This is a genomic window from Flavobacterium sp. (assembly GCF_027490375.1).
Lineage (GTDB): Bacteria > Bacteroidota > Bacteroidia > Flavobacteriales > Flavobacteriaceae > Flavobacterium.
The window spans coordinates 45,585-61,742 of sequence record NZ_JAIXYH010000059.1; the positions used below are offsets into that span (position 1 = coordinate 45,585).

The following is a 16,158-nucleotide window of genomic DNA, read 5'->3' on the forward strand; positions in this document are numbered from 1 at the left end:
TATTTAATGAGCATGATCAAGAAAATTGCCGTTTGTTTCGCGTGTACTTTGCTGGCTGTATTATTGGCTGCGATTTACGGTGCTTTACACGATCAAATTACGTATTCAATTGCTATCGAATATTTTACCGTTTTTAAATTTGATCAGTTTGGTTTTTCAGATTTGGGCATGCAATCACCGCGATTAACAACGGCATGGATTGGCATTTTAGCCACTTGGTGGATGGGACTTATTCTCGGCGCATTCTTGAGTATATTAGGATTAATTCACAGCGATTATAAAACGATGTTTCGGTTCGTGATGCGTTCTATTTACATTACTTTTATAGTTACAATTCTTTCTGGAGTTTTGGGCTACGTCGTCGGATGGTTTGATACCGAAACGTATAAGTCGTGCTGCTTTCCGTACAACATCCAAGATCCGATTAATTTTACTTTAGTGGGCAGTATACACAGTTATGGCTATGCAGGTGCGCCAATAGGTGCAGTGTTGGGAATTCTTTATCAAATAATTATGAAGAAAAAGAACGTATAGTTTTGGCAAACCCACAAAAAATAAAATTCAAATCGGTAGCCGATTTTTTAAAAAGTTTGCCTTCCGGCGAATGGGAAATAGTTGAATTACTTCGCGAATTAATCGTAGAAACCGTTCCAGATGTGCAGGAACGACTCGCGTATAACGTTCCGTTTTACTATCGGAATCGCAGAATAGCGTTTATTTGGCCGGCATCGGTGCCTTGCGGAAATATCAAAGAAGGTGTTGCATTAGGATTTGTAGCTGGTAATGCTTTGTTGAAAACCGATGTAAATGCCGATTCTAAAGTTGAACGTATCGTTTTTAAATCGGTTTCCGAAATTGATCCCGAATGGGTTCGACAACTGTTGTACGAAGCGATTTTAGTTGATGATCAGTTTAACATTGATCGAAAGTAGTGAGCTGCTTTTTATGTTGTAAGTTCCCAACGCTCGGCAACGACTACTTATCCTTAGCCACACCATTTTCGCTTTAATTTTCAGAAGCTATTCCCGCTTTTCGCTGTAGTCCTCAAAAAATACGCTGTTTTCACACGTGCGTCATCCGGCTTCTTGTGGCGCCGTATGCCGCACGGTTCAAACAAGCGTCTTTTTCTCCGGGCTGCCGCTCCATTCGGGGCTAGGAAATACGTTACTAACGTTTGGTGGAAAAAGTGTATATTCGTAAGTGACAAAAGGCGAAACAATTGTACAATTTAACATCTTAAAAATACGCAAAACTTTTTAAACGCAAAGCGCTGTAATTAAATAGTTTATCATCGTTTTTGAAAATTGAAAAAGGTGCATTAACTTCGTCAATTGTCAAGTTGGCGGCAACTGTAAGAACGACCACTAAAAAGCAACTTCGAAGACGAAAAAAAAGTGAATTTAACCAAGACATTGAAATAACAAATGAACATTACTAAGGTCCACATAGAGAATTTTAAAACCTATAAAGGTTCATTTGAACTCACTTTAAACAAAGGTTTAAACATTCTTGTAGGCGATAATGAAGCGGGTAAGTCAACAATAATTGAAGCAATACATCTTGCTTTGACAGGTTTGCATAACGGCAAATATCTTAAGAATGAACTAACGCAATATGTATTTAACAAGGACATTGTTGCTGACTATATTCAAAGCTTAGAAGAAGGTAAACCAGCAGAATTGCCCAGAATACTGATAGAAATATTTATCGAAGGTGAAGAAACCGCAGAATTTGAGGGAAATGGAAGTTTAGGTGAGAAAGGGCAAAAGGTTTGCGGATTCTCGTTTAAAGTTGAATTTGATGAACTAAACTACAGGACAGAATATGAGGATTTGGTAAAATTGGGGGGCATAAAAACACTACCTATTGAGTATTACAATGTTTCGTGGAGTAGTTTTGCTCGTGATGAAAGCATTACAACAAGAACAATTCCTATAAAATCAGCTCTAATTGATTCTTCAAGTAACAAATTGCAAAATGGCTCTAATATTTACATTTCCCGAATTGTGAAGGAGTTTTTAGAATCAAACGAAATTGTTGAAATATCACAAGCCCACAGAAGAATGAAAGAAACTTTTATGGGTGAAGAAGCAATAAAAAAGATAAATGAAAAGATAAAATATGCTTCAAATATTTCAGATAAAAAAGTTGAACTTTCTGTTGAGTTATCTTCAAAAAATGCTTGGGAAAGCAGCCTAATGACATACCTTGAAGATGTACCCTTTCATTATATCGGTAAAGGAGAGCAGTGTTTGGTAAAAACCAAATTGGCGTTAGGTCACAAAAAAGCAAAAGAAGCGAATATCATCTTACTAGAAGAGCCTGAAAATCACTTATCTCATTCCAAACTCAACCAATTAATCAGAGATATAAAAAGTGACAGCGGAGATAAACAAATTTTGATTTCTACTCACAGCAGTTTTGTAGCAAACAAATTGGGACTTGAACACTTGATTTTGTTGAACGACAAGAAAACGGTTAAACTGAATGAACTATCGGTTGACACTTACAAGTTTTTTGAAAAACTGTCAGGTTATGACACATTACGATTAATTTTATGCAAGAAAGCAATTCTAGTAGAGGGTGACTCAGACGAATTAGTTGTTCAAAAAGCATATATGCTTAATAACGACAATAAACTACCTATAGAATATAGAATTGATATTATTTCTGTTGGAACTTCATTTTTAAGGTTTTTAGAAATAGCAGAAAAAATCGGGTCAAAAGTTGCTGTTGTTACTGACAATGACGGAAATATTGAAGCGGTTAAGAAAAAGTATAAAAACTACTTAGGTGAAAATGCCAAACATAACATCAAAATTTGTTTTGATTCAAGTGTTGATGCGGGCGATATGCAAGATTTCAATTACAACACCCTAGAGCCAAAATTACTGAAAGTAAATAGCCGTGATGTATTGAATAATATTTTTGAAACAAACTATCAGAATGATGAAGATTTATTAAAGTATATGAAATCAAATAAAACCGAATGTGCTTTAAGAATATTTGACACAGATAATTCAATAAATTTTCCTGACTACATTTTAGATGCAATTAAAGAAGATTAACAATAAACTAACCATTGCTGCCGCAGGTTCGGGAAAAACGACTTACTTGGTGGAAGAAGCCCTAAAGCAAAAGGAGGGTAAAATTCTTATTACCACATATACACAAGCAAATGAAGCAGAAATAAGAAAAAAAATAGTCGAAAAAAACATATGCATTCCTCAAAACGTAATCGTTCAAACTTGGTTTTCTTTTTTGCTACAACACGGGGTTAGGCCATATCAAGGTGTTTTATTTGAGAAGAAGATAAATGGACTGATTCTAGTAAATAGTCAATCAGGTTTAAAAGCATATAGAAAACCTTGCAAAGAATGTAAGGCTGAAAGTGTTGTTAAAGCAGATTGTTATAAATGTAAAGAACCTATCTTCTTTGGGGAGGATAAGGAATTTGAACAACATTATTTTACCAAAGGCCTTAAAATCTATTCCGACAAACTTTCAAAATTTGTATTTCGTTGCAACGAAGTATCTGATGGAAGTGTAATAGACAGAATTTCAAGAATTTATTCTCACATCTTCATTGACGAGATACAAGATTTAGCAGGTTATGATTTAGAGCTTTTAAAACTATTCTTTGATTGCCCTTCTTCCATTCAATTAGTAGGAGACCCAAGACAAGGAACATATTCAACAAATAGTGCCCCCAAAAACAAGCAATTTAAGAAAGCGAATATTGTAAACTTTTTCACCGACAAAATTGACAACTTAATAAAAGACGATACTTCATTATTAGTTAATTATAGATGTAATGAGAAGATTTGTGAGCTATCAAATAAGTTATTCCCCAATTTTCAGGCGACAACTTCAGGTAATAATGAAATAACAGAACACAGTGGGGTGTTTTTAATTAAAGAAGCGGACGTTGATGAGTATCTCAAAAAATACGAACCAATGCAACTTCGTGAAAATAAAAAGACAACCGTGAACAAAAATTACAGAGTTATGAATTTTGGTGAAGCAAAAGGATTATCATTTGAAAGAGTTTTAATATACCCGACAAGCCCTTTTATTGAATGGCTAAAAGACAATAAGTCTGAATTAAAAGAAACAAGTCGTTCTAAACTTTATGTTGCTATTACAAGAGCACGACATAGTGTAGCTTTCGTCTGTAAAACTAAATTGACTATACCCGGAATATCAAACTATGAGACAGAAAAATAACAGCAGCCGCCAACAGCCTTTTTGCAAAAGCAGGGGTTTCGTGCTTCTATGACAGTGAAGTACTAAATTTAAGCTTTGTGCATCTAATGAAGTTTAGTGCTTAAAATCCCCGCATTCGCAAAGCGGCAAAATGTTACAGGCAATTTTTAACAAACAACAACATAAATGGACAGCAATAACTTCTTCGAATTGATTTTTAACAAGGAACAATTTATCTCCATCTTCACTGTGGTCTTTACTGTTGTGTATGCGTTTGCTGCAACATACCTATTAAAAAGTATTAGAGAGCGAAAGGCACAACGAAAGAACACCTTCATCGAGACTTTCATTAAAGGCATATCCGAAAATACAATTGAGAATTCGGAAGACTTGCTAAATATTTATTCTGGAATAACAAATTTGAGCACGGAAGATTTGACAAATAAGCAAGACTTGAACAGATGGCTTAGAGAGATTTTAGCAAAGTTGGTGAACAAGGAAGTTGGGAAAGATTTTAGTGTAGAACAGACAATTCAAATTAAGTCGAAAATCACTGAATTCATTAAAAGAAATGAAACGACAACACCATTTACAGATTTACCTGACACTGAAAGGAACATAATTAATGACATCAGTACTTACAACAAAGCTGGAGACAAAGAATCAATAAATAGGAAGATAAATGAACTAAGTAGTGTGATAATCACGAGACACGAACAACAAAAGAAAATCGAGAGTTTGAATAAGTGGTCAATTCCACTTGCTGTCATTGGATTAATACTAACAGTCATATTTGGAATCCTATCAATCATATAAAACTGGCTGTAACACGGGTTTGGCAAAAGTGGCGGTTCAGTACTCCGCAGACACATTTGTGGTTAATCAAAGTTTGGTGCTCCGCATCAACAATTGTGGTGAAAATCGCCACCTTCGTCAATCCCGAAAACGTTACACGTCATTTAAATGACCTTTGAAATGAATAAAAAAGATAACAACACCGGAGAGGACAGAGTTGAAAATATTTTTACCAATGAGAGCCTTCCAGCACTATTCGCTGACTCCTTTAGAGAGTTGGATTTGAAATGGAACAAAGTTGAAGGTGTAAACTTTGAAATTCTTGGACGCGTCTTAAGTTGCCACTTAATTATTGAACACTATTTAACAGTGTTTATTGAATTAGAAATTAGCAGCAGACTAAATTTAGACAAACTGCGCTTAACATTCAGTCAAAAATTAAAATTGATTGAAGATAATCAGGCATTAAAAGAAGAAGGTATAATTAAGGGCATTGAAATTCTTAATAGAATACGTAACAAGTTTTCACACAATCTCAAGGTTAAAATTGATGAAAAGGATATTGAATACTTGAAAAAAGTAGTAGATAAAATTTATAAAAAAGAAGGCAAAGAAGTTGACAATAAAATATACTCAGATGTAGCAATTATTGAAATTTTCACTTCTATGACGTGTGCATTTATCGCTGGATATTTGACATATTCTGTTCAAAGACTCAAAGAATTACAGAAAATCCTTGATGTTATAAATGAAAAAACTGGTCGAACAAAATAAACGACCGCATAACAGGCGTTTGGCTCAATGGCGGTTGACCTGGTTAATTGAACACTCTACCTCGCATCAACTTTTGTGGTGTATTGACAGTTATGTACTCCGAAATCCGCCACTGCGCCAGTCGCCAAAACGTTGTGCGTCATTTTAATGAAAGACCTGCTAAACATAATAATTGCCGAAAGACAGACACTTTTACGTGGACTGACAATCTTGTTTTTACTTGTTTTTCCGTTCACTTTCTTGCCGACAATAATTAGTAACGGTTGGACTTTACAACCAATTATTCAAAGAATTCCAGACTCGACACTTTATGCTTTTGGTTTTTCATTTATAGTGGTAGTTGCTTCTGTGCTTCATAATTACAATAACCTCGTTGACAGGAAAAGGATATTTGACAAACCAGCTTTTAAAAAACTTGACTTCTATGGACGACTTGACGGTTTAGGAAGCATAGTAAGCGAACTTGAAACATTCCTTTTAGGTAAAATTGACAAATACTACTACCGACTAAATATCATTGACCCTGACCTAAAGAAATTTAAAGTTGAAATCATACCGTTAATAGACTTCACAGACAACGAAGAATTGAAAGAAATACTAAAAAAGGAGCACAATTTCAGAGAAGACTTGTTAGTTGGACAACTCATAAATCTAACAGAACAAGACCTTGAAAATGAAAATTTACTTTGGGACAGATTATTAAATTTGGACAAAATATTAACAGAATTAGGAGCAGTGGAACTTGACATTAACGAAGATGACCTTGAAGACTAGAGAAGAAAAACGAACGCACAACAGCCGTTTTGCAAAAGCGGGGGTTTCGTGCTTCTATGAAAGTGAAGTGCTTAATTCAAGCTTTGTGCATCTAATGAAGTCTAGTGGTAAAAACGCCTATCTTCGCAAAGTGAAAAAAGGTTATCGGCAATAATATGACGACAGATTACATTAAATATTACGACCTTGAAAATTACGTTCTGACAGACGTTCGGGACAACTTTGACCGTGATGGACATTTGACAGCGTTTGACTTTTTCTGTATTGTGATTTGGAAAGCAAACAGAGCAAAAACAAAAATCGCACAACGACTTTTAAATTACAATCCAGACTTAGAACAAAGCGTTAAGTACTTGACGAGCAAAATTTTCACCGCAACTGACGACAAACAAAAACTTAAAGTTCTCATTGACGACTATAAGTTCCGACTTCCAATGAGTTCAGCAATTTTATCGTTGCTGTATCCAGACAACTTCACAATTTATGATGTTAGGGTTTGCGACACCTTGACTAATTTCAAAGGGCTAAACAACATCACCAATTTTGAAAATCTGTGGTTAGGCTACAAGGACTATATAGACAGTGTAAAAAAATTTGAGCCTCAAAATTTATCACTTCGGGACAAAGACCGTTTTCTTTGGGGCAAATCATTTTTCGAGCAATTAAACAACGACTTAAAAAACGAATTTCAAAAATAAAATATGGAAGATGATAACTTTGGCGAAGCACGCCCGCTAACCACGCATTTGCAATAGGCATGGTTTCGTCTCCGCTTGACAGTTTTATGGTAGCCGAAAGTTCAGTTCTCCGAACAAACTTTTGTACTGAAAAGCCCGGCCGTCGAAAATATGCAAACGTTAGGCGGGATGCGGAAACCTAAACCTTAAAATACAAATTAAAAATGAGTATTGAGAATTACGAAGTAACTAGAAAGATGTTGATACTAACTCCAATCTTTTTATTTATATCAATACTTCTTGGTGGAAATGGACACGGTTATTTTTTTCCAATTTTTGTTCTTTTTCCAACGGCAACTTTTACTTGTATTTGGATGATGAAGTTAACAGTGATAAATTTAATACTTGCTGTTTTTCAATTTCCAGCTTATGGAATAATTATAGACAAAACTTCAAATAAAAAAAGAACCATAATATCATTATTTATAATACATGTTATGCTGACAATACTTATTCTAAAGTTTGCAGATGAAAATTGGAAATAAATGCACGACGCTCCATAAACGCACCCGACCTTAAGGCATATTGCCCAAGTTACTTAAAACGAATTCGCTTTCCCCAAACACCGCTCCGCAGTCTTCCGGCTTTAAGCCACACCATTTTCGCTTTAATTTTCAGTAGCTATTCCCGCTTTTCGCTGTAGTCCTCAAAAAATACGCTGTTTTCACACGTTCGTCATCCGGCTTCTTGTGGCGCCGTATGCCGCACGGTTCAAACAAGCGTCTTTTTCTCCGGGCTGCCGCTTCACTCGGGGCTAGGAAATACGTTACTAACGTTTAGTGGAAAAAGTGTATATTCGTGAGATTATAAACGAAACGAGTGTCCTACTTAATAGATTTAAAATACGAAAGTTTACAAAAGTTTAGCAAACAAAAAAAGGGTTTTTTCCAGTATTTACGCGTGTTTTCACGAATAACGCAGTGATATTTGAGATGAAAACTTTCGTATTTTTGGGAGTTACCTGCAATGCTAAGATCGACCGTGCTAATTTCAACTGACAGACAACAATTTCGACATATTTCGAATGAAAGAACTTTTTGCTCATTATAATATTGGACACTTTATAAACCAACCAACGAACCGAACAGAATTTGAAATAATGCGGTTTGAGGAAATGGACGAACCAGAAGTGGATGACATTCATAAGCATACTTTTTACGAGATTTTATGGACTGAAAAAGGAATTAGCAAACAAACCATTGACTACAAAGAGTATGAAGTTTTACCAAACAGTTTGTTTTTTATTTCACCCAATCAGGTACATCAATTTGAAGAATGGAAACCCCTTCAAGGCGGAACAATATTGTTTACCGAAGATTTCTTTTTGCTAAACCACAATAATAAAGACAAACTTTTTGAATTGAGTTTCTTAGATAACTTCTATGCAAATCCTTGTATTGAACTATCAAAAACAAATTTTGAAGAAATAAAACAAACCATTGACTTAATCATTATCGAACAAAGACGAACCGATAAAAGTCAAGCAATTACACAATCATTGCTGCATATATTATTGACACAAGTTCAGCGTTGCATAGACACTGACACAGAGAAACCACTTTCAAAAAAGTATTTGGTAGTTTACAAACAGTTTAAAAATTTGTTAGACAAACACTTTACAGAAAATAAAACCGTTTCATTTTATGCAAGTCAATTGCATATAACGGCACATCACTTAAATCTTATAAACAAAGAAGTTACAGGCAAAACAGCAAGCGAAGTAATTAGAGCAAGAAGCATTTTAGAAGCAAAGCGACTTTTGACTTTCACCGATAAAACAGTTTCGGAAATTGCTTTTGAACTAAATTATACAGACAGTTCATACTTTGCAAAAGCCTTTAAAATAGAAACGAACCTTTCACCGATTGCTTTTAAAACTGAAATGTCCGAAAAATACCGAACTAGTAAGGTTTCGTCTTAACACCACCCCTAAATCTTAGCTCATCTTTGCATTGTCAATAATGACAAATAACAATTTAAATTTAAATACAATGCAAGAGCAACAAAAATGGGTTTTAGACCCCAGCCACACCAAGGTAGGATTTAGCGTTAGACACTTTGGAATTTCTGAAACCGATGGTTTTTTTAAAAACTATTCTGGAACTGTTAAAACAGAAAAAGAAGACTTTTCTGATTTACAAGTAAACGTAACTGTGCAAATTGACAGCATAGACACCAATGATGCTCAGAGAGATGCACACTTAAAAGCAGACGATTTTTTTAACGCTGAAAAGTTTCCAGAGATGAAATTTGAAAGCACAACATTAGAAAAAACTGCTATTGCAAACGAATACAAAATGCACGGTAATTTAACAATTCGTGACATCACAAAACCAGTCATTTTTGATTTAGAATATGCAGGTACTGTTCCGCAAGACCCATTTGGCAATACAAAAGCAGGTTTCTTCATTTCGGGTAGTATCAACCGACAAGATTTTGGGCTTTCGTTTAATGTTTTGTTGGGTACGGGAAATTTAGCAGTTTCTGATAAAGTGAAAATCAGTATTCCTGTTCAACTTTTAAAAGTAGCATAACTATGAAAAATAAAATTTGGTTTATAACAGGAATTTCAAGCGGTTTGGGTAAAGCACTTGCCCAAACTGTTATTGGCCAAGGCGATTTTGTAATAGGTACATTTCGCAATCAAACACAAGCCGACATATTCAACAATGAACATAAGGACGATGCTTTGGGCTTGATTTTGGACGTTACAAAATCCGAAGAAATTGGAAAAGTATTTGAAACCATCAAACATAAATTTGGTAAAATAGACTTATTGGTTAACAATGCAGGTTTTGGTTTTGCGGGAGCAATTGAGGAAACAAGCAATGAAGAGACGAGAGAAATTTTTGAAGCCAATTTCTTTGGAGCTTTACAAGTTACTCAAATGGCTTTACCCATTTTTCGCGAACAAAAAAGCGGACATATTATTCAAATTTCTTCTCACGGTGGCTTCAAAGCATTTCAGGGTTTTGGAATTTACAATGCAAGTAAATTTGCAGTAGAAGGATTTAGCGAATCCTTGGCACAGGAAATTGCACCATTGGGAATTAAACTGACCATAGTCGAACCTGGACCATTTAGAACAAACTTTGCAGGTGACAATTTCCGTCAAGCAGAAAAAAAAATTGATGACTACAACGAAACAGCAGGAGTTTTTAGACAACGAATAAAAGGAGTTGACGGCAAACAAGAAGGCGACCCAACGAAAGCCTCAAAAGCAATTTTTGATATTACAAATTTAGAAAACCCACCTTTAAGATTACCGTTAGGGAAAATTGCAATTGCATCTTTAACAGCAAAGTTAGATTGCGTAACGAAAGACTTAAACGACTTTAAAACTGTTGCCGAAAGTGTGGTTTATTTATAGGTAAAAAAGAAATCCCAGCAGGTAACAACTTTAGCTATTCCACAACTTTACCCCAACACCCAATTTCTCAAAATCATTCCAAAAACCAACCTACAAAAAGCGGTTTTAAGGCATTCATATTGCCCTTTGCTTTCCCGAAACGCTAAAATTTAAAGGCTAGAAAAAGCTTCTTTTTGCTACGGGAAAGGCGTTTTTCAAATAGGTGGAAGTGAGATTTCCAAAAAATACAGCAAAACCGATAGCTATCGGTTATAAAGATTTATGTGTATTTTTAAACGCTTGCTATCGGTTGTGCCCGCATGCGCCTTGTTCGAAACAAGCACAGCCGTTTGGCTCAATGGCGGGTGAAATTCCAAATTTAGCATGTGGTTTTCAAATGAATTTTTGTGCTATTTTGAAAGTATGTGCTTTTAAATCTGCAACTTAGGTAATTCAAAAAACGTTACGCCCAAAAATGTTTTGGCGAACTGTCCTGAAAAAGGTTATTTTTGACTTATGAAAATTGAGCAACCTAAAATAGACCAGATTCAGGAACTTTGTAAAACAAACAAAGTAAAGACCTTATTTGCTTTTGGCTCAGTGACAAGGGACGACTTTAACGACACATCAGACATTGACCTTGTTGTTGACATCGACGAGAAAGACCCGTTTAAATACACAGATATTTACTTCAACCTCAAGTCAAAACTAGAAGACATTTTTAAACGACAAGTTGATTTGCTCGAAGAAAGAGCGATCAAAAACAGTCTTTTCAGACGAGAGCTTGACAAGACCAAAGTGAAAATTTATGGATATTAAAATTCAGGTTTGGTTGTTAGACATCCCACTCCACAAACCCTCCCGACTTTAAGGCATATTGCCGAAGTTACTTAAAACGTATTCGCTTTTCCCAAACACCCGATTTTCACAAAGAAATCCAGTTTCAAAGAATACTCGTTTAATTACGCACGTTTTCGCGCTAAGGATGGTAGCACAATTTCATTCTTAGCTAGAAATTCTTCTCAAAGTCGTGAGAATTAGCAGAGCACGAGGATTTACATTAGTTATGGAAGGAGTTTAAAATCTTATATTCAATATTCGTGTTTGTAACTTTTATAACTTCTAGGCGAAGTCCTTTTATACCAACAATATTTCCTTCTGATAAATCATATTGTAAATCTTGAGAATATGCAGGTCGTGCCATATTTCCAATATATTCTCGGTAAACAAATTTTAAAGCGTTACCAACTTTTCCATTAAAAACAAATTCTCTTTTAATGCATTTATTACAATCTTGTTCAACTTAAGTTGTTGGTTCTGCTGCAAATCCCTCTATATGTTTTTCCTTAAATCCATTAACTGATTTTGCATAAGGAACGTAAGTTCCTTTAATAGTATCTTTTGAAATACCAATTGTATAACTTGGCATGCTACTATAAGTAATTATCTTAGATTCGTCGTAATAAAATTCTCTACTCTTATATTTCATTCCTAAATAGAGTATATCTCCAACCTTGTAAGGAAATTCTAAAAGCGTTATGCTGAAATTCTTTGGAATGTTTGTTATTCGATAAGCATCTTGAAAGTACTCAATGCCGCTTTCTATTAGCTTTTCTCCTATCTCTGCACTAAGATTTGTATTTAAAGATACGTTAGTATATTCTCTATGTTTCAGACTAACTGCTTTTGCTTGAGCTGTCGAAACATTATTACTAGCTATTAATAAAAATAAACTTAGTAGACTTTTAACTTTCATAACATTATAATGATTACTTCAAATGTAATGAAAACCCCACGCTCCACAAACCCTCCCGACTTTAAGGCATATTGCCCAAGTTACTTAAAACGTATTCGCTTTTCCCAAACACCCGATTTTCACTAAGAAATCCAATTTCACAAAATACTCATTTAATAAGGCAGGCTTTAGCGCAAAACATAACAGCGAAAATACTGTCGCAAGTGTGGGTATTCCTCAAACTCACCAAATTTAACGAAACACAATCGCTTCAAATACAAGGCTTTTCAAACGCAAAAAGATACCATTAAACCTTTTTGAAAAATGCCAGTCTTATTTTAAGATGCTCACAGATAATGAGTCGTAGTGCTGTAGTTTTCAGTTGGCGTTAAGTCGCTGTTTGGCATTTTACGAAATAGTATTCTTTGCAGATCCAAAACAACCAAAAACAAAACCAGTAACCCTTAACCAACCCGTATGTTTAAAAAAACCATTGCCTTATTGTTCCTGGCTGCCGCATTTTCGTGTGGAAGCGATGAAAACAACGAGTATGTTCCTGTAGGAATGTACCCGAATGTCGAAGCTGCTTTTGGAAGCAACGTCGATTTAACTAATCTTGCCAATTACGCCAATCAAACGGTGCCGCCTTACATCACTAAAAGTAATGTGGGAACGAATACCATTACCGATAAAGGCGCCACGCTGGGTAGAGTATTGTTTTACGACAAAAATCTATCTTCTAACAACACCATTTCGTGCTCGAGTTGCCACCAACAAGCCAACGCTTTTAGCGATCTTGCCGTGTCGAGTTCGGGCGTAAATGGCAATACAGGCCGACACTCCATGCGATTGGTTAACAACCGTTTTGCCAACGAAGCAAAGTTTTTTTGGAACGAACGTGCTGTAAATTTAGAAACGCAAACCACCATGCCAATCAAAGATCACGGTGAAATGGGTTTCAGCGGAACGGATGGCGACGAACCTTTCTCGGGTTTAATTACCAAGCTATCAGAAATAGGATACTACAAGGAGCTTTTTAAATTTGTGTATGGTTCCGAAGAAATTACCGAGAACAAAATTCAATTAGCATTAGCGCAATTCATAAAAAGCATTCAATCGTTTGATTCAAAGTACGATGCAGGCAGAGCTCTAGCCGCCAACGATGGTCAACCGTTTACGAATTTTACGCCACAGGAAAATCAAGGAAAGAATTTGTTTTTAGCACCACCGGTTTTTGATGCCACAGGAAACAGAACCGCCGGCGGATTAGGTTGTGCGGGCTGTCATGCTGCTCCTGAATTTGATATCGATCCGAATTCGCGCAATAACGGCATCATTGGTAACATTAGCGGACTTGGAATTGATATTGCCAACACACGTGCACCTTCACTCCGAGATTTAGTTAAAGTAAATGGCGAGACAAACGGACCCATGATGCACACAGGTGTTATCACAACGTTGCAAGCTGCAATTGGTCATTACGGAACCATAAATTTGGCGCCCGGCAACACTAATTTAGATCCACGGTTACGACCCAACGGATTTAGTCAGCAATTACATTTAACCGCTCCTGAAGTTAATGCGGTAATAGCTTTCTTGAGAACGCTCTCCGGAACAAATGTTTACGTAGATCGCAAATGGTCTGATCCGTTTTTGGATTAAGGGACTCATCGTTTTAAAAAAGACCGTTACTTCAAATAAAAAATGCCAGACATTTCCATCTGGCATTTTTACTAATTTTATGTTTCGTTATTTATTTAACGAATGGTATTGGATGAGTCCGTCGATGGGGCGACGCAGTACGTTACCCAATTTTAGGCCGTGTTTGTTTAAGGTTGCTTCCAGTTCGTCGCGGAGGTAAAAAGCGATCGAACCAATGAAGTGTATCGGATATTGTTTTGCTTCTTCGTACTGCAAAATGTAAAACTCTACGAATTTTTCCATCTCTGCATGAATCAATTCCTGGCAAAAATCGCTGTCTTTGTGTTTGATTAAAAACTTCGCGAAAGTTGCCAAATACGCGTTCGGGTTTGGTTCTTTGTACAAATTGTGTTTGATGAAATCGGGATCCACATTGTACTCTTTTTCGAACTCCTTTGCGAGTAACGACGGCATTTTATTGAAGAAATACCCGCGAAGCAGATACCTTCCGAAACGGTTTCCGCTGCAATCGTCCATGGCAATATAACCTAACGATTGTACTTTTTGATGCAACACGTTTCCGTCGAAATAGCTGCAATTACTGCCGGTTCCGAGGATGCAAACCACTGCTTTTTCGCCTTTGGGAGTCGTAGCGTACACGGCAGCGTAGGTATCTTCCTGAACACTGATGTACGCTTTTGGAAAATATTTGGTAAAAACGTCGGCGAGATAGTTTTTCATACGTTCGGTACCGCAACCGGCACCGTAGAAATACAAATGCGTGACGTTGTTTTTGTTGTGTGAGATGTCGAAACGATCGTTCAAACGTTCAACAACTTCTTCTTTGGTAAGCACTTCCGGATTGAGTCCGAGCGATTGCGTGGTGAAAAGAACCTTGCCGTTGTCGTCAATGGCAATCCAATCTGCTTTGGTTGAACCGCTATCTACAAGTAATTTCATATGGTTTTGTTAGCTTTTGGTTTTGGTGCCCTAGCCCTGATTGAAGCGGAAATCTTTTGCTGTGGTGGCGTTTAAGCCACAGCACAAATTGCAGCGAAAAGCAGGAAATAGCTTCTAAAAATAAAAAAACCGACGCAGAAACAAGCGCCGGTTTTCAAATTCGTGATTTATAATTTTGAAATGTGTACTGCCAAGTCGATTAATTTGCTTGAATACCCGTACTCATTGTCGTACCAAGATACAATTTTAAAGAAGGTGCTGTTTAAGCCAATACCTGCTTTTGCATCGACGATTGATGTTCTTGAATCTCCGATAAAATCTTGCGAAACCACGTCGTCTTCGGTATAGCCTAAAATTCCTTTGTAGTTTGTTTCAGATTCTGTTTTCAAAACCGCCATGATATCGTCGTAGCTGGTTTCTTTCGCTAATTTCACGGTTAAATCGACTACAGAAACGTCGGCGTTTGGAACACGCATCGACATACCGGTTAATTTTCCGTTCAATTCTGGAATTACTTTTCCAACGGCTTTTGCGGCACCGGTTGAAGCCGGAATGATGTTAAGCAAAGCTGCACGTCCGCCGCGGAAATCTTTTCTTGAAGGTCCGTCTACAGTAAGTTGTGTAGCTGTTGTGGCGTGAACGGTTGTCATTAAACCTTCTACGATTCCGAAATGATCGTTCAAAACTTTTGCCAAAGGAGCCAAGCAGTTTGTGGTACACGAAGCGTTCGAAACAATGGTATCGGCAGCTGTGGCTTTGGTGTGGTTTACGCCCATTACAAACATCGGTGCATCGGCAGAAGGAGCAGAGATTACTACTTTTTTAGCACCGCCGCGAATGTGTGCTTGAGCGGTTTCTAAAGTGGTAAAAATTCCGGTAGATTCGGCAACGATTTCAGCGCCCACTTCGTCCCATTTCAAGATTGAAGGATCTTTCTCTGCGGTTACGCGAATGTTACGACCATCTACATACAATTTACCGTCTTTCACTTCTACATTTCCTTCGAAACGTCCGTGAACTGAATCGTATTTCAATAAGTACGCCAAGTGATCTACATCTAATAAATCGTTGATGGCTACTACTTCTACGTTATCTCTTTTATAAGCTTCTCTAAAAACAATTCGACCAATACGGCCAAATCCGTTAATTCCCAATTTCACTTTTGACATAGTCTGTTATTAATTTAA

At 36.5% G+C, this 16,158-nt stretch carries 18 protein-coding genes; 15 read left to right on the forward strand and 3 right to left on the reverse strand.

What is annotated here, in order from left to right:
• The first annotated feature begins 6 nt into the window (after positions 1-6).
• From Q0064_RS07500 to Q0064_RS07565, 14 genes are all read left to right on the forward strand, one after another.
• Positions 7-534 (forward strand): hypothetical protein, encoded by a 528-nt coding sequence (locus tag Q0064_RS07500; RefSeq protein ID WP_298146598.1) that lies wholly within the window; start codon positions 7-9, stop codon positions 532-534.
• A 2-nt stretch (positions 535-536) separates the two neighbouring features.
• Positions 537-932, forward strand: coding sequence for a DUF1801 domain-containing protein (locus Q0064_RS07505; protein ID WP_298146601.1), 396 nt, complete (start codon positions 537-539; stop codon positions 930-932).
• A gap of 492 nt (positions 933-1,424) precedes the next feature.
• Entirely contained in the window at positions 1,425-3,068 is a 1,644-nt protein-coding gene (locus Q0064_RS07510; protein ID WP_298146604.1) for an AAA family ATPase, read from the forward strand.
• A complete protein-coding gene (locus tag Q0064_RS07515) occupies positions 3,049-4,227 on the forward strand; it encodes a UvrD-helicase domain-containing protein (RefSeq protein WP_298146607.1) in 1,179 nt (392 codons plus the stop codon). Before Q0064_RS07510 ends, Q0064_RS07515 begins: the two co-directional genes overlap by 20 nt.
• A 165-nt stretch (positions 4,228-4,392) precedes the next feature.
• Positions 4,393-5,022 carry a hypothetical protein gene (locus Q0064_RS07520; protein ID WP_298146610.1) on the forward strand — a complete coding sequence of 210 codons (630 nt, stop codon included), beginning with the start codon at positions 4,393-4,395 and terminating at the stop codon, positions 5,020-5,022.
• Positions 5,023-5,181: 159 nt separating this feature from the next.
• Positions 5,182-5,775 (forward strand): hypothetical protein, encoded by a 594-nt coding sequence (locus tag Q0064_RS07525; RefSeq protein WP_298146613.1) that lies wholly within the window; start codon positions 5,182-5,184, stop codon positions 5,773-5,775.
• A 147-nt stretch (positions 5,776-5,922) separates the two neighbouring features.
• On the forward strand, positions 5,923-6,549 hold the full coding sequence (locus Q0064_RS07530) for a hypothetical protein (RefSeq protein WP_298146617.1): 627 nt from the start codon (positions 5,923-5,925) through the stop codon (positions 6,547-6,549).
• A gap of 155 nt (positions 6,550-6,704) precedes the next feature.
• Positions 6,705-7,247, forward strand: coding sequence for a hypothetical protein (locus tag Q0064_RS07535; protein WP_298146620.1), 543 nt, complete (start codon positions 6,705-6,707; stop codon positions 7,245-7,247).
• Positions 7,248-7,450: 203 nt separating this feature from the next.
• Complete coding sequence (locus tag Q0064_RS07540; protein ID WP_298146623.1) at positions 7,451-7,771, forward strand: hypothetical protein; 321 nt, start codon at positions 7,451-7,453, stop codon at positions 7,769-7,771.
• A 539-nt stretch (positions 7,772-8,310) separates the two neighbouring features.
• Positions 8,311-9,207, forward strand: coding sequence for an AraC family transcriptional regulator (locus Q0064_RS07545; protein ID WP_298146625.1), 897 nt, complete (start codon positions 8,311-8,313; stop codon positions 9,205-9,207).
• Positions 9,208-9,277: 70 nt separating this feature from the next.
• The gene (locus tag Q0064_RS07550) at positions 9,278-9,820 is read left to right on the forward strand and encodes a YceI family protein (RefSeq protein WP_298146628.1); all 543 of its coding nucleotides are present in this window, start codon (positions 9,278-9,280) and stop codon (positions 9,818-9,820) included.
• A 2-nt stretch (positions 9,821-9,822) separates the two neighbouring features.
• Positions 9,823-10,656, forward strand: coding sequence for an oxidoreductase (locus tag Q0064_RS07555; RefSeq protein WP_298146630.1), 834 nt, complete (start codon positions 9,823-9,825; stop codon positions 10,654-10,656).
• A 208-nt stretch (positions 10,657-10,864) separates the two neighbouring features.
• Positions 10,865-11,083, forward strand: a complete 219-nt coding sequence (locus tag Q0064_RS07560) for a hypothetical protein (RefSeq protein ID WP_298146633.1) — start codon at positions 10,865-10,867, stop codon at positions 11,081-11,083.
• 68 nt (positions 11,084-11,151) lie between these two features.
• Positions 11,152-11,454 (forward strand): nucleotidyltransferase domain-containing protein, encoded by a 303-nt coding sequence (locus tag Q0064_RS07565; RefSeq protein ID WP_298146635.1) that lies wholly within the window; start codon positions 11,152-11,154, stop codon positions 11,452-11,454.
• Positions 11,455-11,938: 484 nt separating this feature from the next.
• On the opposite strand, the gene Q0064_RS07570 is transcribed toward Q0064_RS07565, so the two are convergent.
• Positions 11,939-12,391, reverse strand: coding sequence for a hypothetical protein (locus tag Q0064_RS07570; RefSeq protein WP_298146638.1), 453 nt, complete (start codon positions 12,389-12,391; stop codon positions 11,939-11,941).
• Between the two features lie 456 nt (positions 12,392-12,847).
• On the opposite strand from Q0064_RS07570, the gene Q0064_RS07575 reads away from it, so the two are divergent.
• The gene (locus Q0064_RS07575; protein ID WP_298146640.1) at positions 12,848-14,032 is read left to right on the forward strand and encodes a cytochrome c peroxidase; all 1,185 of its coding nucleotides are present in this window, start codon (positions 12,848-12,850) and stop codon (positions 14,030-14,032) included.
• Positions 14,033-14,119: 87 nt separating this feature from the next.
• Here the strand turns inward: Q0064_RS07575 and Q0064_RS07580 are convergent, their stop codons facing one another.
• Together Q0064_RS07580 and gap are read right to left on the reverse strand one after the other, a co-directional pair.
• Positions 14,120-14,971, reverse strand: coding sequence for a BadF/BadG/BcrA/BcrD ATPase family protein (locus tag Q0064_RS07580; RefSeq protein WP_298146644.1), 852 nt, complete (start codon positions 14,969-14,971; stop codon positions 14,120-14,122).
• A gap of 167 nt (positions 14,972-15,138) precedes the next feature.
• Positions 15,139-16,140: a type I glyceraldehyde-3-phosphate dehydrogenase gene (gene gap, locus Q0064_RS07585; RefSeq protein ID WP_298146647.1), complete on the reverse strand. Its 1,002-nt coding sequence runs from the start codon at positions 16,138-16,140 to the stop codon at positions 15,139-15,141.
• Between the last annotated feature and the right edge of the window lie 18 nt (positions 16,141-16,158).

Excerpts from the sequence above, each read along its gene's own strand:
- Q0064_RS07515 (WP_298146607.1), top strand. The coding sequence starts at position 3,049 with ATGCAATTAAAGAAGATTAACAATAAACTAACCATTGCTGCCGCAGGT.
- Q0064_RS07540 (WP_298146623.1), top strand. The coding sequence starts at position 7,451 with ATGAGTATTGAGAATTACGAAGTAACTAGAAAGATGTTGATACTAACT.
- Q0064_RS07570 (WP_298146638.1), bottom strand. The coding sequence starts at position 12,391 with ATGAAAGTTAAAAGTCTACTAAGTTTATTTTTATTAATAGCTAGTAAT.
- Q0064_RS07555 (WP_298146630.1), top strand. The coding sequence starts at position 9,823 with ATGAAAAATAAAATTTGGTTTATAACAGGAATTTCAAGCGGTTTGGGT.
- Q0064_RS07510 (WP_298146604.1), top strand. The coding sequence starts at position 1,425 with ATGAACATTACTAAGGTCCACATAGAGAATTTTAAAACCTATAAAGGT.
- Q0064_RS07530 (WP_298146617.1), top strand. The coding sequence starts at position 5,923 with ATGAAAGACCTGCTAAACATAATAATTGCCGAAAGACAGACACTTTTA.
- Q0064_RS07550 (WP_298146628.1), top strand. The coding sequence starts at position 9,278 with ATGCAAGAGCAACAAAAATGGGTTTTAGACCCCAGCCACACCAAGGTA.
- gap (WP_298146647.1), bottom strand. The coding sequence starts at position 16,140 with ATGTCAAAAGTGAAATTGGGAATTAACGGATTTGGCCGTATTGGTCGA.
- Q0064_RS07545 (WP_298146625.1), top strand. The coding sequence starts at position 8,311 with ATGAAAGAACTTTTTGCTCATTATAATATTGGACACTTTATAAACCAA.
- Q0064_RS07580 (WP_298146644.1), bottom strand. The coding sequence starts at position 14,971 with ATGAAATTACTTGTAGATAGCGGTTCAACCAAAGCAGATTGGATTGCC.
- Q0064_RS07535 (WP_298146620.1), top strand. The coding sequence starts at position 6,705 with ATGACGACAGATTACATTAAATATTACGACCTTGAAAATTACGTTCTG.
- Q0064_RS07525 (WP_298146613.1), top strand. The coding sequence starts at position 5,182 with ATGAATAAAAAAGATAACAACACCGGAGAGGACAGAGTTGAAAATATT.
- Q0064_RS07565 (WP_298146635.1), top strand. The coding sequence starts at position 11,152 with ATGAAAATTGAGCAACCTAAAATAGACCAGATTCAGGAACTTTGTAAA.
- Q0064_RS07575 (WP_298146640.1), top strand. The coding sequence starts at position 12,848 with ATGTTTAAAAAAACCATTGCCTTATTGTTCCTGGCTGCCGCATTTTCG.
- Q0064_RS07520 (WP_298146610.1), top strand. The coding sequence starts at position 4,393 with ATGGACAGCAATAACTTCTTCGAATTGATTTTTAACAAGGAACAATTT.
- Q0064_RS07500 (WP_298146598.1), top strand. The coding sequence starts at position 7 with ATGAGCATGATCAAGAAAATTGCCGTTTGTTTCGCGTGTACTTTGCTG.